Annotated in this window: 14 protein-coding genes, 1 tRNA gene and 1 pseudogene; 7 read left to right on the top strand and 9 right to left on the bottom strand. The window is 71.8% G+C overall.

What is annotated here, in order from left to right:
- Window positions 1-64 precede the first annotated feature (64 nt).
- On the top strand, window positions 65-1,414 hold the full coding sequence (locus E1269_RS27505) for an AfsR/SARP family transcriptional regulator (RefSeq protein WP_131900644.1): 1,350 nt from the start codon (window positions 65-67) through the stop codon (window positions 1,412-1,414).
- Between the two features lie 22 nt (window positions 1,415-1,436).
- On the opposite strand, the gene E1269_RS27500 is transcribed toward E1269_RS27505, so the two are convergent.
- Complete coding sequence (locus E1269_RS27500; protein WP_203434136.1) at window positions 1,437-2,303, bottom strand: SMP-30/gluconolactonase/LRE family protein; 867 nt, start codon at window positions 2,301-2,303, stop codon at window positions 1,437-1,439.
- 117 nt (window positions 2,304-2,420) lie between these two features.
- On the opposite strand from E1269_RS27500, the gene E1269_RS27495 reads away from it, so the two are divergent.
- The 5 genes and pseudogenes from E1269_RS27495 to E1269_RS34450 all read left to right on the top strand — a co-directional run.
- A complete protein-coding gene (locus E1269_RS27495) occupies window positions 2,421-3,677 on the top strand; it encodes a M12 family metallopeptidase (protein WP_131900642.1) in 1,257 nt (418 codons plus the stop codon).
- Window positions 3,674-4,633: an ATP-grasp domain-containing protein gene (locus E1269_RS27490; protein WP_131900640.1), complete on the top strand. Its 960-nt coding sequence runs from the start codon at window positions 3,674-3,676 to the stop codon at window positions 4,631-4,633. The genes E1269_RS27495 and E1269_RS27490 overlap by 4 nt, the downstream gene beginning before the upstream one ends.
- Before the next feature lie 5 nt (window positions 4,634-4,638).
- On the top strand, window positions 4,639-4,971 hold the full coding sequence (locus tag E1269_RS27485; protein WP_162606656.1) for a YbaY family lipoprotein: 333 nt from the start codon (window positions 4,639-4,641) through the stop codon (window positions 4,969-4,971).
- 189 nt (window positions 4,972-5,160) lie between these two features.
- Window positions 5,161-9,150, top strand: a complete 3,990-nt coding sequence (locus E1269_RS27480; protein WP_131900636.1) for a metallophosphoesterase — start codon at window positions 5,161-5,163, stop codon at window positions 9,148-9,150.
- A gap of 396 nt (window positions 9,151-9,546) precedes the next feature.
- Window positions 9,547-9,702, top strand: a pseudogene (locus tag E1269_RS34450) (IS481 family transposase); the annotation flags it as partial.
- Between the two features lie 91 nt (window positions 9,703-9,793).
- Here E1269_RS34450 and E1269_RS27475 read toward each other — a convergent pair.
- From E1269_RS27475 to tmk, 8 genes are all read right to left on the bottom strand, one after another.
- Window positions 9,794-9,869 (bottom strand) — tRNA-Thr (locus E1269_RS27475).
- Between the two features lie 78 nt (window positions 9,870-9,947).
- Window positions 9,948-11,162 carry a L,D-transpeptidase gene (locus tag E1269_RS27470; RefSeq protein WP_131900634.1) on the bottom strand — a complete coding sequence of 405 codons (1,215 nt, stop codon included), beginning with the start codon at window positions 11,160-11,162 and terminating at the stop codon, window positions 9,948-9,950.
- A 30-nt stretch (window positions 11,163-11,192) separates the two neighbouring features.
- Window positions 11,193-12,767 (bottom strand): alpha/beta hydrolase, encoded by a 1,575-nt coding sequence (locus E1269_RS27465; RefSeq protein ID WP_131900632.1) that lies wholly within the window; start codon window positions 12,765-12,767, stop codon window positions 11,193-11,195.
- On the bottom strand, window positions 12,764-13,672 hold the full coding sequence (locus E1269_RS27460) for a PSP1 domain-containing protein (RefSeq protein WP_131900687.1): 909 nt from the start codon (window positions 13,670-13,672) through the stop codon (window positions 12,764-12,766). The genes E1269_RS27465 and E1269_RS27460 overlap by 4 nt, the downstream gene beginning before the upstream one ends.
- A gap of 108 nt (window positions 13,673-13,780) precedes the next feature.
- A complete protein-coding gene (locus tag E1269_RS27455; RefSeq protein WP_131900630.1) occupies window positions 13,781-15,751 on the bottom strand; it encodes a choice-of-anchor I family protein in 1,971 nt (656 codons plus the stop codon).
- A gap of 157 nt (window positions 15,752-15,908) precedes the next feature.
- Window positions 15,909-16,691, bottom strand: coding sequence for a hypothetical protein (locus E1269_RS27450; protein ID WP_131900628.1), 783 nt, complete (start codon window positions 16,689-16,691; stop codon window positions 15,909-15,911).
- 54 nt (window positions 16,692-16,745) lie between these two features.
- Window positions 16,746-17,903 (bottom strand): DNA polymerase III subunit delta', encoded by a 1,158-nt coding sequence (locus E1269_RS27445; protein WP_131900626.1) that lies wholly within the window; start codon window positions 17,901-17,903, stop codon window positions 16,746-16,748.
- Window positions 17,900-18,556, bottom strand: coding sequence for a dTMP kinase (tmk, locus tag E1269_RS27440; RefSeq protein WP_131900624.1), 657 nt, complete (start codon window positions 18,554-18,556; stop codon window positions 17,900-17,902). The genes E1269_RS27445 and tmk overlap by 4 nt, the downstream gene beginning before the upstream one ends.
- Window positions 18,557-18,854: 298 nt before the next feature.
- On the opposite strand from tmk, the gene E1269_RS27435 reads away from it, so the two are divergent.
- Window positions 18,855-19,523, top strand: coding sequence for a DedA family protein (locus tag E1269_RS27435; RefSeq protein ID WP_131900622.1), 669 nt, complete (start codon window positions 18,855-18,857; stop codon window positions 19,521-19,523).
- The last annotated feature ends 123 nt before the right edge of the window (window positions 19,524-19,646 follow it).

Here is a 19,646-nt window from a genome sequence, read left to right as displayed (position 1 = left end):
CGGCAGGCAGTCTCGCCCGGACCACTCACCACCGGCTCACCACCGCGGCGTAGGCTCGGCACCGGTGGAATTCCGGTTGCTGGGACCATTCGAGGCCCGCCATGACGGGCATGCCGTCGAGACCCTGGTCCGCCGGCAGGAACGTTGCCTGCTCGGAATCCTCCTGCTGGAGCCCGGTGCGACGGTGCCGATCCACCGGATCGTCGACCTCCTGTGGGGCGTGCTGCCGCCGCCGTCCGCGCGCGGGACCGTCCACACCTACGTCGGTCGGCTGCGCACCGCACTGGGTCCGCTCGGGCTGACCATCCTGACCCGCGGCGAGGGGTACGCCGTCGAGCCCGACGGGCACACTGTCGACGCCGCCGAGTTCACCCGCGCGGTGACGGCGGCGGCGGCCATCGCGAATCCGGCCGACCGGGTCAGGCTGCTCGACGGCGCCATCGCACGGTGGCATGGCCCGCTGCTGGCCGACGTGGCCGACGACCATCTCCGCGGCCGGCTCGGCGGCGCCCTGCGCGAGCTGCGTCTCACCGCCGCGGAGCTGCGGGCGGAGACCCAGCTGGAGCTGGACGACACCGACCGGGTGGTGGCGGAGCTGAGCGCGCTGCTGACCGAGGAGCCCACGCGGGAGCGGCTGGCGGCCTTGCTCATGACTGCCCTGTACCGCTCCGGCCGCTCCGCCGACGCGCTGCGGGTCTATCGCGACACCCGGCGAGTGCTGATCGACGAGCTGGGCATCGAGCCCGGTCCGCACCTGCGCTCGGCGCACCAGCGGGTGCTCGTCTCCGATCCCGGCCTGGCCTCCGCCGAGACCCCCGTCTACGCGGTCACCGTCCGCGGCCGCACGTTGCCATGGGCGGTCGGCGGGCACCCCGCGCTGGACTTCTGCAACACCTACGCCGGGTGGGGCCACGACCCGCCGCTCCCGCGCAGCGAGTGGCTGCGCGACTTCGCCACGTTCGCCGTCTGGGTCGGTCACCAGGGCCTGACCGACGACGACACCGTGAACTGGCTGCTCGACCAGGCCGCGCGCCGACCGGCCGACGCCGTCGCCGTCCTCGACGACGCCCGGACGCTGCGCGGTGCCGTGCGCGCCACGCTGACCACCACCGACGGCGACGGAGCCGACGTGGCCGACCGGGTCGTCGCGTCGTTCGCCGAGGCCGCGGCCGGTGCTGCGGTGTTCGGCCGCGACGGTGCCGGCCTGGCGCAGTGGACGTTCCCCCGATCGACGGGGCTCCGGCTTCCGCTGCACGCCGTCGCCTGGTCCGCCGCCGGGCTGCTGGCCGACCCGCGCCGGCTCACCGTGCGGCGCTGCGCCAGCACGACCTGCGGCTGGCTGTTCCTCGACCGCGCCGGCCTGCGCCGATGGTGCAGCATGTCGTCCTGCGGCCGGACCGCGCCCTGCGACTGACGCCGACGGTGGTCGCCGCGGATCAGCGCGGCGCGGGGCGGTCAGCCTGCCGCGTCGTGGTGCGGATGCGGTACAGGCTGGTCGTCGCGGTGACGAACAGCTCCGTACCGCCGTCGCCGCCGAAGCACAGATTGGCGACGGTCTCGGGTACCGGCACGACGGCGACCTGCTCACTGTCGGGTGCGAAGACTTGGACCGAGTCGGCGCTGGACGCCCACACCCGGCCCGCGACGTCCACTCGGATGCCGTCAGGGGCGCCGGGCCGCACGGTGACGAACTCCCGCCCGTTCTCGCACCGCCCGTCGACCACATCGTAGGCGCGGACCGACCGTGGCCCGCTGGTGTCGGAAACGTAGAGGACGGACTCGTCGGGCGAGAACGCCAGGCCGTTCGGGTGCACCATGTCGGTGACGACGGCGCGCAGCTCGCCCGTGCGCTCGTCGTAGCGGAACACGTGACAGCCGCCGTACTCCTGCTCGCCCGGATGCCCCTCGCGGCCGCTCGCCTGGATGCCGTAGGGCGGGTCGGTGAACCACACGGACCCGTCCGACGCGACCACGACGTCGTTCGGGGAGTTGAACCGCCGGCCCTCGTAGCGGTCGACGATCGGCGTGACGACGCCGTCGACGTCCCGCTCCACCCGGCGGCGGCCGTGCGAGCACTGCACGACGTGACCGTCCAGGTCGAGGGTGCGCCCGTTGGTGAACTCGACACCGGTGCCGTAGACGGTGGTCTCACCGCTGCCGGCGTCCCACTCGAGGATGCGGTCGCCCGGGATGTCGCTCCACCGCACCCGCCGCGTCCGGGGCAGCCACACCGGCCCTTCGGCCCACTCGGTACCGGTGGACAGCTTCTCCAGGACCGCGCCGGCGGCGATGAGGCTCGTCACCCTGCCAGGATGCCAGAGTTGTGATCAGGTCTGGACAACCGCTCACCACGGGCGTAGAACCACAGCGAGGGCAGCCCGCACCTGGGCGGGTCGCCGGGGGGAATCGGGGTGAGCCAGATGGCCGCCACATCGCGTACGTCCAGCTCCGGGCAGCGGGGCAAGGGAGAGTTCTTCGCGGGTCCGATCGCGGGCACGGCGCTCGTCGACGGCATGACGTTCCGGCGCAAGCCGGTGCTGTTCGCGGAGATCGGCGGTCTCGCCGTCGTCGAGGGCGACATCGTGATCGGGCCGGTCGACCAGGTGCGGGTCAGCGCCGACGTCGGCCCCGTCCTGCAGTCCGTCGCCATCACCGGCGCCCAGTTCCGATGGCCCGACGCGACCGTCCCGTACACCATCGCCAGTGGGCTGCCCAACCAGCAGCGGGTCACCGACGCCATCGCCCATTGGGAGGCGCGCACCCGCATCCGGTTCGTGCAGCGCACCGCGGAACACGACAACTGGGTGAACTTCCAGACCGGCGGCGGCTGCTCGTCGCCCATCGGCATGCGCGGTGTCGGCCAGCAGAACATCACGCTGGGCACGAACTGCAGCACCGGCAACGCCATCCACGAGATCGGCCACACGCTGGGCCTGTACCACGAGCAGAGCCGCGAGGACCGTGACACGTTCGTGGAGGTCCGCTGGACCAACATCGATTCGGCGTTCGCGCACAACTTCACCCAGCACATCACCGACGGCGACGACCTCGGCCCGTACGACTACGGCTCGATCATGCACTACCCGCCGACGGCGTTCTCGGTCAACGGCCAGCCGACCATCGTCGCGCTGCAGCCGGTGCCGCCGGGCGTCACACTGGGTCAGCGCGACGGTTTGTCCGCCGGCGACGTCGACGGCATCCACCTGCTGTACCCGGGCCTGCCGATCACCGTCAAGGAGCAGGCCAAGGACCCGGCGACCGAACCGGTGGCGACGTACAAGGAGCAGATGCGCGACCCGGTCACCGTCAAGGAGCTGCGCAAGGACCCCAGCGACGAGTTCGTCACCCGCAAGGAGGCGGGGAAGGATCCGCTGTGGGACCCCGAGACCTGGGTGACCCGCAAGGAGATCGGCAAGGACGCCGGCGCCGATCCCGGCCGCGTCCCCTGGTGGGAGCGGATCACCCTGCCGCAGTTCCGGCGCGGCGCGGCGACGTTCGTCACCGAGGAGCCGAGCCGGGCCGGCGGGGCGGAGCCTGACGGCCTCGCGGCCCTGGCCGCGCAGGTGGAGCAGCTGGGACAGGCCGTCGCGGCGATCGAGCAGCAGCACGCTGAGCTGGTCGAGACCTACGACCAGGCGGCCGCGGCGTTGGCTCAGCTGCAGGGCCGTCCCGGATGATCCTCGTCGTCTCCTATCCCGGCGAGGACCACACCGACGCCGTCGTCGGCACCCTGGAGCGACAGGGACGCGAGGTGACCCGGCTCGACCTGTCGGATCTGCCGGCCCGGGCCGGGCTCTCGCTGGACTACGCCGACGGCGGGCGGGCGCCCCGGCACGAGGTCACCGTGGACGGTCGCACCGTCGACCTCGCCGGCGCGAGCGTCGGCTGGTGGCGCCGCATCCGCGGGCACGACCCGGACGAGGCGCTCGTCGAGCCCGGCGAGCGCGCGTTCGCTGTCTCCGAGACCACGCAGGCGGTCGGCGGCATGCTCGACGCGCTCCCCTGCACGTGGGTCAACCCGCGAGCCGCCGACGAGGCCGCCCACCGCAAGCCGTACCAGTGGGCCGTCGCCCGCGGGGTCGGGTTGCGGGTGCCGCCGACCCTGGTCACCAACGAGCCGGACCGGGCCCGCGCGTTCGTGGCCGGGCACGGCGTCGGCCGGACGGTGTTCAAGTCGCTGCTCGCCTCGTGGGACTGGCGCGAGACGCGGCTGGTCGAGGCCGCCGACCTGGACCGGCTGGCCAGCGTCAGGTACGCGCCGGTGATCTTCCAGGAGTACGTGCCCGGCGTCGACCTGCGCGTCACGATCGTCGGAACCGAGGTCTTCGCGGCCGAGATCGACGCCACCCGGACGTCGTATCCCGTCGACATGCGGATGGTGGTCGGCGAGGCGTCGATGCGGGCGGTGGCCCTGCCGCCGGCGCTGACCGATGCGCTCATCACGCTGATGAAGCGGCTCGACCTGGTCTACGGTGCTGTCGACCTGCGCCGCACGGCCGCCGGGGAGTACGCCTTTCTCGAGGTGAACCCGGCCGGGCTGTGGCTGTTCGCCGAGGAGCGGACCGGCCTGCCGATCACCGGCGCGGTGGCCGCCCGGCTGGCGGCCCTGGACGACGAGGGACGGACACGATGAGGACGATGCACGGCGAGGCAGTACTGCCGGAGACCGCGCCGACCGGGCCGGCGGCCCGGATGACGGTCGAGGTCCACGACGTGACCCTGGCCGACGCGCCGTCGGCCGTGGTGGCGCGGACGGTGCTGGAACGCGTCCCGCTGGCGCCGAACCGCGTCATCGAGTTCGACCTGGACGTGCCGGAGGCCTCGCCGGGCCGTGACCTCTCGCTGCGCGTCCACGTCGATGTCGACGGCACCGGCGTCGTCACACCGGGCGACCTCATCACCACGCAGCACCTGCCGGTGGCCGGCGTCGGCGAGCTGGCCGGCGTCGTCGCGCCGCTGCGCCGCATCTGACGGGGTGCCGCCACGCCACGCCTGACGGTGCCGCCACGCGACGCTGACGGGCACCCACGCGCGAAGGATTCACCCAACCGTCATCGCCGTTCCGATGCGCGGTTTCCCCGTGCGTTCCCGGCAATCGCGACAATCCAGGCCTCCCGCTCTCGCGCTTCGTCGAGGCGACCCCGAAGAGAGGCCTGGTAGATGACGCAACTCCCGCGCCATGGACGGACCCGACGGGCTGGACTCGTCGGCGCCGCGACGACCGCCGCGCTGGCCGCCACACTGTTCTCGACCGCCTGGCCGGCATCATCCGCCACGGCGCCGCCACCCGGCGCCACGGACCCGGCGAGCGCGGACGAGGCGAGCGCCGCCGAGCTGCCCACGCTCACGCCCGCCGACGGCTCCTACCTGGAAGGGACGGTCACCGTCGCGGCCGAGCCCGCGGTCGCCGGCGACGACGTCACGGGCCTCGCGATCGACGGCACCGAGCTCGACGCCACGCCGACGACCGGGGTCTCGCACCTGAGCTTCGACGTGGGCAGCAACTCGACCGAGGCGCGCTACGGCAACTACGTGCTGGTCAACGAGGAGCACCGCATCGAGCTCGGCGACTCCGTCAGCGAGCGGGTGCGCCTGGAGATCCCGAACGAACACCTCGTCGCCGGCGAGAACACGGTCGAGGTCTTCGCCGGGACGATCACCACGAGCTGCGGTGTCAACCACGACGACTTCGTGCTGTCGGACTTCAGCCTCGAGCTGCTCGGCGAGGTCGCCGACGGCTCCACCAACGAGTTCAACTACGCCTTCGGCGACGGCAGCTGCGGCTCCAACACGTCGCTGCTGCTGAGCGCGCGCCTGGTGTTCGTCGTCGAGCGCGACCCCCAGGCGACGACCGGACTGTCCGCACAGGTCGACACCACCACCCTGGCCAACGGCCAGCACCAGGTCGTCGCGACGACGGCCTCCGGCAGCGCCGTGACCCACAACGTGACGGTGAACAACGCACCCGCGGGAGCGCCGCAGCTCACTCCGGCGGACGGCACGCTCACCAACGGGACGCAGCCCGTCTTCGCGACGTTCCCGGCCGACGCGAGCGGGGCGGTGCCGACGCTGACCGTCGACGGCGCCGAGCCACCGACCCGCGCGACGCTCGGCACGGGGGTCGCGTCCTTCAGCTTCGACGTCGGCACCAACTCGATCGACGCACGGTTCCACAACCACCTCCTGGTCAACGGCAAGCGGCTGGAGCTCGGCGGAGATTTCGTCAGCGAGCGGGTGGAGTTCACGATCCCGAACCAGTACCTGGTGCCGGGGGAGAACGTGATCACGCTCGTCACCGGGGCCCGGCAGGAGTCCTGCGGCGCGAACCGGGACGACTTCACCATCGCCGCCCTCGACCTGGCGCTCGCCGACGGCACCGCCACCGGGCAGGACATCGCCGCGTCGTACGTCATGGGCGACGGATCGTGCGGCACCAGCACGACCGCACTGCGTGAGGTCGACCTGCACTACGTGATCGACGCGCCCACATCGCACCTGCGCCAGACCCTCGGCGCGGGCCTCGCCGTCGTCAGCTTCGACGTCGCGACCAACTCGATCGAGGCGCGGTACCACAACTACCTGCTGATCAACGGAATGCGGGTCGACCTGGGCGGCGACTACGTGAGCGAGCGCGTCGACATCACCATCCCGAACGAGTGGCTGATGCCCGGCTGGAACACGATCGACCTCGTAACCGGGACGTTCGAGGCGAGCTGCGGCGCCAACCGCGACGACTTCGCGATTTCCGACATCACCCTCACCCCGGCCGCGGGCACGGCGACCGCCCAGCGCCAGCAGCCTTCCTATGGCATGGGCGATGGCAACTGTGGCTCGACAGTGAACCCGCTGCGCGAGGTCGATTTGCACTTCCTCGTGGACGCACCGGAGCGGGGCGTCCGCGCCGACGTCGACACCACGGCGCTCGCCGACGGTGAGCACACGATCACCGCGACCTCCACGACCGGCGAGGTCGCCACCCGCGTTCTCGTCACCGACAACACGGCTCCCGAGGTCACCGCGAGCACGCCGGCGGACGGTGAGACGATCACGTCGTCGGTCGTGCTGGGCGTCGAGATCGAGGACGCCTCAGGCGTGCTCACCGGTCCAGACGTGACGCTCGACGGCCAGCCGGTCGCCCTGGGCGACCTGGTCGGCCCAGGGCTGGCGCCCGGGGCGCACACCCTGGCGGTGACCGGCACCGACGTCCTCGGCAATGCCGCCAGCCGCGAGATCGTCTTCACCAGTGCCGGCATCCCCGACGTGCCCGCCGAGCTCGCGCCCTCGTCAGGCTCCACCGATGTCAGTGAGTCGGTGACGCTGTCCGCGCGAGTCGCCGAGCCCGGCGGCGGCGACGTGACGGCGACCTTCTCGCAGGCGGAGGTGTTCACCGCCGACCGCGCATGGCAGGGCACGACGACATCGGTGCCGAGCACGCTGCGGGTCGAGGGCGAGCGGCCGGTGCCGACCCGCGGTCTTGCGCCGCTGGACGGCCAGACGCTTCAGGCGCCCAGCGGCCGCGACGTGACCTACCAGCGCTACGACATCACCGTGCGGGGTCCGGTCGACTCGTCGGTGCTGCGCTGGGAGGGTGTCGTCGACCCTGAACGGCTGGCCACCCTGCACGTGTGGAACCTGCGGACGGAGAGCTGGGAGGTGCTCTCGCTGGCACGCGGTGCGGTCGAGGGCAACACGGTGCTCAGCGCGTCCGTCGGCGAGGAGTACATCGACCGGCGGCAGGTGCACGTCATGGTCACCGCCGAGGACCCGTTCGCCGACGACATCGAGCCCGGCGACCCCGACGGCTTCGCCGACCCCGCCTCGTACGACTTCTCGATCGTCCACTTCACCGACACTCAGTACATCTCCGAGGGCGCCGTGGAGCAGGAGACGGCGGAGGAGCGCGCGGTCTGGGCGTCCGCGTACGAAGGCATCGTCGACTGGATCGTCGACAACGCCGAGGAGCGCAAGATCTCCTACGTGGCGCACACCGGAGACATCATCGAGAACAACACCCGGGTCCCCGCGACCGACGCCATGCGGCAGCAGGTGATCGGCGAGTTCGAGTTCTCGTCCTCGCAGCAGGGCGTGCTCGACGACGCCGGCGTGCCGAACGGCGTGATCGCAGGCAACCACGACAACCAGTCGGGTACCGAGACCGGCCCGAGCGCGCTCTACAACCAGTACTACGGCCCCGGCCGGTACGCCGGCGCGGACGACCAATGGGAGCACGCCGAGTACGGCGGCCCGTGGCGCGAGGGCGACAACCAGAACCACTACGACCTGTTCACGGCGGGCGGGCTGGACTTCGTCGTCGTCGGCCTCTCCTACGGCGTCACGCGGGAGGAGGTCGACTGGGCCAACTCGATCTTCGAGCGGTTCCCGGACCGCAACGGCATCCTGCTGACGCACGACTACCTGAGGCCGTCCGCAGACGTCGACGGCCGCAACGCCACGCTGTCCGAACGCGACGGCGCAGCGCTCTACCAGCAGGTGGTCGAGGCCAACCCGAACGTGTTCCTCATCCTCGCCGGCCATCACCACGGCGTCGGCACCAACGTGAAGCCGCAGGTCGGTGAGGTCGGTCGCGGCGTCGTCGAGCTGCTGGCGGACTACCAGTTCTACACCGTCTCGGCCGACCGTCTCGGGCTCACGGAGATCGGCGGCTACAACCCGACCGACCAGCTGCAGTTCGGCGCGAGCTTCTTCCGGCTGCTCCAGTTCGACGTCGAGCGGTCGGAGATGATCGTGGACACCTACTCCCCCCTCCTGGACGAGTTCGGCGCCACGGAGTACGACACCGAAGGCCGGTACAACGGGCTGGAGGACAACATGGTCCTGCCGGTCGACCTGCAGACCCGCGCGACGACCTTCCAGACGGACTCGCTGGCGCTGTACACGCCGACGCAGGTGATCGGCGAGGCCACCGTGGCGTCAGGCGAGGTGGCCAGCGCGTCCTGGGCGGGCCTGACCCCGTCCACCACCTACGCGTGGATCGTCACCGCCCGCAGCTCCGGCGGCGGCGTCACCGCGGCACAGCCCAGCGTGTTCACCACGACGGACACCCGCGGCCGGCCGGGGGCGTGGGGTCCGGACTCGCCGCTGTGGCGCTACTTCGAGCCGCTCCAGAGCGACGAGACGACCAGCCCTTAGCGCGCCCATCCGGTGAACGCAGTGTCGCCCCGGTCCCGAAGCGGATCGGGGCGATGCGTTGTCCGGGAGGTGGTAGAGCCGTCTGTCGGAATCGAGCCGACGACTTCTGGAAGGTCGGCCGTGATTGACGTTGGAGATCGAAGAGAACCCCTGCTGACCAGGCCTTCCGCTGTCGGGCACCGTTGATGACTGACGGCACTCGTTGGTCGTATTGTGATCGTAATCTGGTCGTTCTTGATCTTGGCCCGTTGCCCTGGCCGTCGGCGAGCGGCGCAATAAATAGTCACACGCACGGGAGAGACGCCGGCCGCGCAGTCGTGGTCGGTCACGCATCGAGCCCATGAGCTCGGGCTGATCTTCCCGACGCCGACGAACGGCGTCCGCAACCCCAGCAACGTCGCCGGCCGACTGCGTCACACCGGAATCGGGCGAACCCACGCCGGAACCGACATCCTCCTCCTGGTCCACGACCTGCACGTCCGCATCGTCGACGCCGCCACCGGCGAGATCTTCCGAGCCCTGATCATCGATCTCAACCGCGACTACCACCGCACCGGCAGACCACCCTGCCCCGCCCCGAAAAACAGAAACCCGAACCCACAACACGTAGGTTCGGGCGATGCTGATGTCCCGAGACATCACATGGAGCCGCCTGTCGGAATCGAACCGACGACCTATTCATTACGAGTGAATCGCTCTACCGACTGAGCTAAGGCGGCGAGTGCTCGGGAGACCCGGGCACGATGCACGAGTATAGGGTGTCCGGCCCGTCGGGATCGAATCGGGACGCCGGGCGTTCAGAGGGCGGTGGTGGTGACCGGCTCGCCCAGGGCGGAGCCGGCGACGTACTGCTCCCAGGTGAGGTTCCAGTCGGCCATGCCGGGGTCGCCGCGCTCGACGAGGTCCTCCGGGCCGCGGGTGGAGTTGGCGACGGTGACGATGTCGCCGTACTGCGCCAGCTGGAAGAACGTGGCGCCGTTGGCCGCGCTGAGGTTGATGCAACCGTGCGACACGTTCTCCGAGCCCTGTGAGCCTTCGGACCACGACGCGGAGTGCACGAACGTGCCGCTCCACGTGAGCCGCACGGAGTTGGGCACCTCGAGGTCGTAGAACTCTGGGTTGTTGGGGTCGCAGGTGATGTTCGCGTTGCACGAGGTCATCTGCCGCGTCTCGAACTTCTCCAGCACGATGTACGTGCCGTTGCGGGTGGCGAACTCCGGCGCGCCGAGGCTGGTGTCCCAGCTGGCCGCCGGCTGCCCGTCGACGCTGAGCGTCATGGTGTGGGTGGCGGCGTCGACGGTGGCCACCTGGTCCTTGCCGACGGTGAAGTCCAGATCGTAGGAGCGGCCGCCCCACAGCTCCTCACCGGCTTGCACGCCGTTGAGGGCGAGGTCGACGCGGACCTGGGTGCCGCTCGGCCAGTACTCCTTCGGCCGGAAGTGCGCCTCGGTGCCGCTGACCCAGTGCCAGCTCCCCTCGACCTGTGGGTTGGAGGACACCTGCATCGCCTGCTCGACGTTCTCGCGCTCGGTGACCTCCTGGTCGAACCGGACGGTCACGGGCGCGCCGACCCCGACGACGGCGCCGTCGCCGGGCTGCATGCTCAGCGTCAGCCGGTTGGCGTCGGGCACCGCGCCGACGGCGAAGGAGTCGGTGAGCGTGTGCTCCTGGCCGAGCCGATCCGAGGCGACGACGGTGACGGCGTACGTCCCGCCCGGCACGAGGTCACCGGAGCTCTGCCACGTGCTGCCGTCGTCGCCGACCTCGCCGGCCACCGGCTCGCCTTCCTCGGGCGCGACCTCGACGGAGTCGATCTGCCCGCCGGGCACCGACAGCTCGACCGGGGCGCCGAACTCGAGCTCAGCGGCGACGCCCTCCAGGTGCAGGGGCAGCCGCTGTTCCTTCGGCCCTTCGGCGGTGGCCTCGTCGTCGCCGGAGCTGCCGCAGGACGCGAGCAGCACCACCGCGCTCAGCACGAGCGCGACGCGGCGGAAGGAGTGACGCGGACGCATCACTCCATTATCCGCATACTCTCCGCCAATTCACGCCGCGCAGCTCAGGCCGTCTTCGGGCACGGTGCCGGCCAGCAGATACGCGTCGACCACCTCGTCGACGCAGTCGCTGCCGGCGAGGTAGGCGGTGTGCACGGCGCCCTCGTAGCTGAGCAACACCCCGGAGGACAGCTGGTCGGCCAGCGCCTGCGCCCACTCGTACGGCGTCGCGGGGTCGCCGGTGGTGCCGACGACGAGGATGGGTGCGGCGCCCTCGGCGGTGGCCGGTGCCGACGGGGTCGGTGTGCCGGTTGGCGCGCCGCCGGCATCGTCCAGCAGCGGGCCACAGGACAGCCCGCCCCAGGCGAGGAACGGGCCGAAGATCGGCGAGGCCTCCTCGAAGGCCGACAACCCGGCGCGGACCTCGTCGACCGTGGCGACCTCCGGGTGGTCGAGGCAGTTGACGACGCCGATGACCTCGTTCTGGTTGCCGGCGTACTGGCCGTCGGTGCTGCGCTCGAGGTAGACGTCGGCGAACGTCAGCAACAGTGTGCCGTCGTCCTCGGTGAGCGCGAGGTCGAGCGCCTCGTTCAGCGGTGGGTAGCCCTCGTCGGCGGTCAGGTACAGCGGCAGGATGATGCCGTAGAAGGCTAGCGACTCCGTCAGCGGGCGGTTCTCGTCGTCGGTGGGCAGCGGTTCCTGGTCGGCCTGGTCCAGTAGCCCTTCGATGGCCTGCCGGGCCTCGGCCTCCGAGGAGCCGACGGCGCAGCTGTCCTGCTCGAAGCACCAGGTCAGGAAGGCCGATAGCGCGCGCTCGAAACCGTGCGCCTGACCCAGGGCGAGGTCGTCACCGGTCAGCGTGGGGTCGATGGCGCCGTCGAGCACCAGCCGGCCCGCCCGCTCGGGGAACAGGTCGGCGTAGATGGCGCCGATGTAGGTGCCGTAGGACTTGCCCAGGTAGTTCAGCTGCTCGTCGCCCAGCGCCGCCCGCAGCACGTCGAGGTCGCGAGCGACGTTGACGGTGCCGAGGTGCGGCAGGAGGTCGCCGGAGCGGGCCTCGCAGCCGGCCGCGAGGTCCTCGATGGACTCCTGCATCGCCGCGATCTCGGCGTCGTCGTCCGGCGAGGCGTCGGCGGAGATGTACTCGTCCAGCTGCGCGTCGTCGAGGCAGTCGATGGGAGCGGACTGGCCGACGCCGCGTGGGTCGAAGCCGACGATGTCGTAGCGCTCGCGCACCTGCTCCGATGCCACCGAGAAGGTCTGCTGCGCGTACTCGACCCCCGACGCACCGGGCCCGCCGGGGTTGACCAGCAGCGAGCCGAGCCTTTCCTCGCCGGTAGCGGGGGCGCGCAGCAAGGCCAGCTCGATGGTGTCACCGCCGGGATCGTCGTAGTCGACCGGCACCCTGACGGTCGAGCACTGGAAGTCCTGGCCGCACGACTCCCAGTCCAGGGATTGGGTGTAGAACTCGGCGAGCTCCGGCTCGACGCCCTCGGTGGCGTCCGGTGCGGGCGTGGACTCGCCCGGCGGGTCCTCCCGCTGACCGCCGTCCTCCGGATCGGCCTGACAACCGGCCGCGGCGACCGCGGTGGCCGCCAGCAGCCCGGCCACGGTCCGAAGTCTCACAGGTTCTCCCCCGAGTCGAGCTCGTCGGTGTCCAGGACGTCGGTGTCGTCGGCGTCCGGAGTGCGCCGCATGCCCTGCGCCACCGCGCCCTCGTATGCCTGCCGCGAGCCGCAAACACTGGCCTTCGGGCAGGCGACCCGGCGGCCGGTCTCGCGGTCGCGGATGTAGACGGTCTCGGCCGGCACGTTGTAGGCGACGACGGTGCCCTCGACGCCGTCGTCGGTGGTGACGTCGCAGCCGACCGTGGGCACGCTGCGCTTGAAGTCCTGGTAGAGCGGGTGCTCGTACTTGAGACAGCACATCAGCCGGCCGCAGGCACCGGAGATCTTGAGCGGGTTGAGCGGCAGGTCCTGTTCCTTGGCCATGCGCACGCTGACCGGCTCGAAGTCGGTGAGGAACGTGGAGCAGCAGGTGTCGCGTCCGCACGGCCCGATGCCGCCCTGGACGCGCGCTTCGTCGCGGGCGCCGAGCTGGCGCAGGTCGATGCGGGCGCGGAGGGTGCGGGCGAGGTCGCGCACCAGCTCGCGGAAGTCGACCCGGTGCGGCGCGCTGAAGTAGACGGTGACCAGCTGGTCGACGTCGGGCCTGGTGTCGACGTAGTCGACGCCGACGATCTTCATGGGCAACCCGTGGTGCCGGATGAGCCGGCGAGCGGCCACCCGGATCTCCGCCCGGCGGCGGCGGTTGCGCTCCTCACGCTCCAGATGCTTCTCGGTGGCCAGGCCCTCGCACACCGGCAGCCCGCCGATGTCGTCGCTGACCCACTGCGGTGCCCACACGCACTCGGCGACCTCAGGACCGTCGTCGGTAGGGACGAGCACCTTGTCGCCGACGCGTGGAGCATGCTCACCCGGGTCGAGGTAGTAGAGCCTCCCGTACCGGGTGAAGGCCACTGCCATCACCATGCTCACGGACCTACCCTAAGCGGTCGGCCGATCTCACACCTCATCCCCGCCCGCTCTCCCTTGATCATCAACGATGGTGGGCGTCATCACACCCGAGATCGTTGATGATCATGGGGTTGGTCGGCGTGACACCACGACGGCACCGCTTGCGACGAGCAGCACACCCGCGAGAGCGACCAGCGTCGCCCCGGCGCCCGTGTCAGGCAGTTCCTCGCCGTCGCCGCCGCTCACACCGCCGTCGCCGCCGCTCACACCGCCGCCGCCGCCGCTCACACCGCCGCCGCCGCCGGACTCGTCACCGCCGGGCTCGTCGCCGCCGGACTCGTCACCACCGGACTCGTCACCACCGGACTCGTCACCACCGGACTCGTCGCCACCGGACTCGTCACCGTCGCCGCCGTCGTCGACCTCGTCGATCCGGTAGAGCGTGGTCGAGCCGGAGACCTCGTTGCCGACGGCCAGCAGCGCTGTGCCCGGCACCGGGGACGCGTCGGCCGGGATGAACTCCAGGCCCTCCGGCCCGAGGTCGCCCGCGTCGGCGACCGCACCGCCGTCCTCGACCGACACCGAGAAGTCGCGGTTGTTGACGTAGGTGACGAAGGAGGCCTCGGCCGGCGTCGTGATGTCGAAGACCGCCACGCCGCTGACCCGCTCGAAGCCGATGAACGCGTAGGTCCGGTCGCCGACCTCGCCGACGACGACGCCCTCGGGCTCCGGGCCCTTGTCGTCGCTTCGGCCCTCGAGGTTGGACTCGGTGTGGTTGGAGTTGAAGAAGTCCGGCGCGGCCGCCGCGGTGATCTCCTCGAGCTGCTGGCCGGAGTCGAAGACCCGCTCGCCGTCAGTGGTCCAGATCGAGAACGACCGTGCACCGTTGGAGTAGAGGGCGGTGAAGCAGTCGCCGTTCGGGGACAGCCCGGTCGCGGTCGTGACGTTCAGCCGGCCGAGGCCCTCGTCGCCGAGGAACGTCTCCATGCCCTCGCAGACCGGCGGCAGGCCGTCCTCTCCGAGGTCACCGACCCGCGCGACCTCGCTGTAGGCCTCCCAGTCGCGGGTGTCGCCCTCGTTCGCGGTGACGAGGTAGGTCTCGCCGCCCGCGGTGTAGCTTGCGACCCCATCCGGCTGGTACATGCCGAACACCGGCCAGGTGTCGATGGCGATGCCGCCGTCCTCGTCCGACGGGTCGAGCCCGGCACCGGCGCCGTGGTGGTTCTTGAACCCGAGCGACCAGATGCCCATGACGGTGGCGGACTCGATGTCGACGACGGCGACGGCGTTCGCTTCCTGCAGCGTGGCGTAGGCGTGGCCACCGGCGACGGTGATGTACTCCGGCTCGAGGTTCTCCGAGACCGGACGGTCCGGGGTGCCGGTGCCGGCGTCCTCGCGACCGCCGTAGATGCGCACGCCGCCGGGGAGCGGCAGCGAGCCGCCCTCCTCGAACTCGTGGAAGTCCGCGATTGCGACGGCGTCCTGCTCCGGCGCCGCGACCTCGTCGCCGACGGCGACCACCGCGACCGAGCCCTCGGGGTCGGCGGAGTAGTCCTCGGCCGGTTCGCCCTCGTTCGCGACGAGCAGGTGCGCGCCGTCGGGGGTGAACGTCAGCATGTCCGGCAGTGCGCCGACTCGCACCGCGCCGAGGGCGGCGCCGTCGTCGCTGCGGGCGTCGAAGAAGACCACCCAGCCGGCGTCGGTCTTGTCCGGTGCCTCGACGGCGACCGCGCCCAGGCCGTCGGCGCGGACGTCGACGGAGTTCGCGACACCCTTCGCCGGCACCGTCGATCCGTCACCGGACGGGGTCCCCGCGGTCGGCAGGTCGAACAGCTTGGCCGGCGCGGCCGGGTCGGCGACATCGAGAACCTCGACGACGGCCTGTGCGGCGTTGACGACGAACAGCCGCCGGGAGCCGGCGTCGAAGCTGACGATCTCGGCGGCACCCTCGTCGACGATGCCGGTCTCGTACGTGCCGAACGGCGTCAGCGCGAGGCCGGCGTCCGCCGCGGAGTGGCCGACCGGCTCGTCGACGATGCGGGCCGACGCCGGCAGCGCGAACGCGCCGGTGAGTGCCAGGCCCGCCACCGCCATGACGGCGACACGGATGTTCGATGGACGCGACCTGCCCACTGGAGCCCCCCAGGAGTCGACTGCACGACAGACAACCGTGCGGACGCTAGAGGACCCAGGTGACCGGCCGGTGCCGTCCAGGCGAACGGCCGGCATCCGGGAGCGAGGCCGCGCGGGGTCAGCCCGCGGCCAGACGGCGCAGGGCCTCGGCCCGGACCCCGTCGACGGCGTACCGCTCGGTCAGCGGGTCCAGCACCGACGCCAGCGCGCGGGCCGCGGCGAGTAACGCCTCGGGAGCAGCCGCGGCTGGCAGCGTGTGCTCGATCCCGGCCGGTGCCGGCAGGCCGGCGTTCTCCACGCTGACCGCGCCGAACGACGGATAGTCGACGCCGGCCGCCGCCGCGTGCAGCTGCCACGCCGCGGACCGGGCATCGTGCAGCGACTCCACCGCGCGCCAGATCCTGCCGCGGCCCGCGTGCTTGGCGACGTCGGAGAGTCCCCACCAGGCGAGGAACGCCCACTCGCGCCGTTGCTCGTCGGTGGCCAGCAGCGTGGGCGGCTCGTAGGGCTGCGCCAGCCGGTCCGAGCGGTCCAGCAGCGCCCGCGCCCCCGGCGGCAGGCCGGGACGGTTCTCCGCCGGCATGACCACCAGGCTGAGCTGGCGGCCGTCGGCGTACTGCAGGATCAGGTGGTCCGCCGGCCGCTCGGGGGTCCCGAGCCGCTGGACGTGCTCGTCGGCGACGACGGTGAACGTGCGAGCCGCGGTCAGGACGGCGTCGCGGCGGTCGTCGTAGGAGACGCCGTCGAGCACCACGCCGAGGCCGGCGTCGATGTCGGACAGCGCGTCACCGGCGTCGCGGGCGAGGGAGCCGGCGAGCTCCAGCCAGTCGCACCACGGTGTGCCGGCGGCCCATCGGCGCAGCGACTCCACGAGTTCCCACGGCCCAGCGGCATCGTCCACAGCGCCGACCCTAACCCGCGACGCCGGTGCCTCCCGCCGGTGCCTCCCGCGGTCTCAGCCCTCGCGCAGCGCCAGCGCCATTGACTCCAGCGCCAGCAGCGGCAGTGCGTTGGCCTGCAGCGCCTCGCGGGCCGCGACCACCGCCTCCATGCGCCGCAGCGTCGCGGCCGACGACCCGGACCGGGCCAGCCGGTCGATGGACGGGCGCATCTCCTCGTTGACCAGCTCGGTGCGCACGCCCAGCTGGAGCATCATGACGTCGCGGTAGAGCGCCAGGACGTCGACCAGGGCACGGTCGATGGAGTCGCGCTGGACCCGGGTACGGCGCAGTTTCTGCTCACGCTCCAGCTCTTTGACCGCCGCCTCCATGTTGCGCGGCTTGCGGCCGGTGGTGCCGGCGCCGAGGGCCTTGCGCAGCTCCTCGACCTCGCGCTCGTCCAGAGCGTCGCAGTGCTTCTCTGCGTCGGCCTTGGCCGCCTCGACGAGGTTGGCCGCGGCGTCGAGGCACTGCCGGATGTCGGCGAGGTCGAACGGCAGCCGCAGGACCTCGGCCCGGCGGGAGCGCACCTCGGGATCGGTGGCCAGCGCACGGGCGCGGCCCACGTGCCCCTGCGACGCCCGGGCGGCGAACTCGGCGGTCTCGAGGTCGACGCTCTGGGTGTCGGCCAGAAACCGCGCGACGTCGGCGTACGGGGGCGTGCGAAGCTGCACCACCCGGCAGCGGGAACGGATGGTGGGCACGATGTCCTCGGCGGTGGGCGCACACAGCATCCACACCGTCCGCTCCGGGGGCTCCTCGACCGACAGCAGCAGTGCGTCGGCGGCGTCCTCGCCGAGCCGGTCGGCGTCCTCGACGACCACGACCTGCCAGCGGCCGCGGGCCGGCCGCAGCGCCGCACGCGGCACGAGGTCGCGGACCTGGCTGATGCGGATGTTCAGGCCCTGCGTGACGAGGCTGGCGACGTCGGGGTGGGTGCGCGCGCGGACGTCGGCGCAGTCGGAGCAGACCCCGCAGCCCTCATTGGGGCACTGCAGCGCGGCCGAGAACGCCCGCGCCACCACCGAGCGACCGGACCCGGGCGGCCCGGTGAAGAGCCAGGCGTGCGTCATGGAGCCACGTGGCCCGCCGGTGAGGTAGCCGGCGGCGTCGGCGACGGTGCGCTGGAGCGCGGGCACGACGCTCTGCCCGACGACGGCGTTCCAGACACTCATGAGCGCACCACTTTGCCGTTGCGCTGCACTGGTCGGGCACGCGCCACAGCGACGGCGATGTCGGCGGCCACGTCCTGCGGCGGGCGGGCGGCGTCGACGACGAGGTAGCGCTCCGGCGCCGCGGCGGCGAGGTCGAGGAAGGCCCGGCGCACCCGCTCGTGCACGTGGCCCGGCTCGCGCTCGATGCGGTCGGCGCTGCCCTGCCGCTCCATGCGCTCGCGCCGGGCCTCCTCGTCCAGGTCGAGGACGACGGTGAGGTCGGGCAGCAGTCCCTGGGTGGCGAACTGTGACAGCGCGGCGATCTGGTCCCGGCCCAGCCCGCGGCCCTCGCCCTGGTAGGCGATCGAGGAGTCGATGTAGCGGTCGACCAGCACGATGGCGCCACGATCGAGGGCCGGGCGGATGAGGTGCGCGACGTGGTCTGCGCGGTCGGCGGCGAAGAGCAGCGCCTCGGCCCGCGGGTCGAGCTCGCCACCGTCGAGCACGATGGCCCGAACCTGGGGACCGATGCGGGAGTCGCCCGGTTCGCGAGTGACGAGGACGTCGTCGCAACCCTCGGCGCGCAGGTGCTCGGCGAGCAGCCTCTGCTGAGTGGTCTTGCCTGCTCCGTCGCCGCCCTCGAAGGCGACGAACAGCCCTCGCGGTCCGGTCACGTCGCCAGCGTAGTGAATCGCACCGACAGTCCCTCACACGATCCCGATTTCGCCCCAACGCCGCGCCGTGCCCCCAGCCCACCCCCGGCCTCGTTGATCTTGGAGCTATCGCAGGATCGCAGGGTGAATTGCCCGATTGATTCCGCGGTTACTCCAAGATCAACGCGAAAGGGCAGGGGACCTCGGTGGGAACGGGTGGGGGTAGCCCGAGGACACCCCTGAGATCGACCCTGAGGTATCCCTGAAATCACCCTCTCGACGTTGCTCCGCAGCGGTTCGGGCCACAAAGGTGGAGGTCATGGACCTGCTGTCTCTCGTCACCGTGCCCGTCGCCGCCTATCTGCTCATCGCGGCGTTCGTGGCCATCGACGCGATGATCCCGGCGCTGCCGGGCGAGGTCCTCGTCGTCTCCGCCGGCGCCCTGGCCGCAGCCGGCCACCTCGACGTCGTGTGGGCGGTGGTCGCGGCCACGGCCGGTGCCATCGGCGGCGACCTAGCCGTCTACGGGCTCAGCCGGCGGGCTTTGCCCGGTGCCCTGAGCCGGACGAGGTTCGGCCGGCGGGTCGTCGCCGGCATCGGGCGCGCTCACGACCGGCTGGGCTCCACGAGCGCGGTCGCCATCATCGCGGCGAGGTTCGTGCCACTGGGCCGGACCGCGGTGGCCGCGGCAGCCGGCATCGCGGGGCTGCGGCCGCGACGCTTCGCCGTCTTCGCGCTCACCGGCTGCCTGCTGTGGGCCGGCTGGACCGTCGGCCTCGGCTACGTCACCGGCAGCGTGACCGACGCGCCGCTGTGGCTGCAGGTGGCCATCGGCACGGCGATCGGGGTCCTCGTCGGGGTGTGGGCCGGCGCCGCGCACACCGTCATGCGCACCCGGCGGCGCATGTCCGAACGGGCCCGGTCCGCCGCCGTGGAGAACGCACCGGACGAGCCGTCGCCGTCACGGACCCCCGAGCTCGTCTGCTGATCGCGCACATCACCAGGTTTCTTCGCGCGTCACCATGCTCGCGAGCATGGTGCGACACGAGATCTCGTGCTGAACGTGATCATTCCCCGGGGCGGGGAAGGGTGTGGTGGAGCGGGGCGGCGG

Origin of the sequence: Jiangella asiatica, from assembly GCF_004349065.1 — a bacterium.
Lineage (GTDB): Bacteria > Actinomycetota > Actinomycetes > Jiangellales > Jiangellaceae > Jiangella > Jiangella asiatica.
The sequence above is the reverse complement of the archived record's forward strand: the minus strand, read 5'-3'. Positions and strand labels throughout refer to the sequence as shown.

Coding starts and splice junctions, on each gene's coding strand:
- E1269_RS27495 (WP_131900642.1), top strand. CDS start 2,421: ATGGCCGCCACATCGCGTACGTCCAGCTCCGGGCAGCGGGGCAAGGGA.
- E1269_RS27490 (WP_131900640.1), top strand. CDS start 3,674: ATGATCCTCGTCGTCTCCTATCCCGGCGAGGACCACACCGACGCCGTC.
- E1269_RS27485 (WP_162606656.1), top strand. CDS start 4,639: ATGCACGGCGAGGCAGTACTGCCGGAGACCGCGCCGACCGGGCCGGCG.
- E1269_RS27480 (WP_131900636.1), top strand. CDS start 5,161: ATGACGCAACTCCCGCGCCATGGACGGACCCGACGGGCTGGACTCGTC.
- E1269_RS27470 (WP_131900634.1), bottom strand. CDS start 11,162: ATGCGTCCGCGTCACTCCTTCCGCCGCGTCGCGCTCGTGCTGAGCGCG.
- E1269_RS27460 (WP_131900687.1), bottom strand. CDS start 13,672: ATGGTGATGGCAGTGGCCTTCACCCGGTACGGGAGGCTCTACTACCTC.
- E1269_RS27455 (WP_131900630.1), bottom strand. CDS start 15,751: ATGGCGGTGGCGGGCCTGGCACTCACCGGCGCGTTCGCGCTGCCGGCG.
- E1269_RS27445 (WP_131900626.1), bottom strand. CDS start 17,903: ATGAGTGTCTGGAACGCCGTCGTCGGGCAGAGCGTCGTGCCCGCGCTC.
- E1269_RS27435 (WP_131900622.1), top strand. CDS start 18,855: ATGGACCTGCTGTCTCTCGTCACCGTGCCCGTCGCCGCCTATCTGCTC.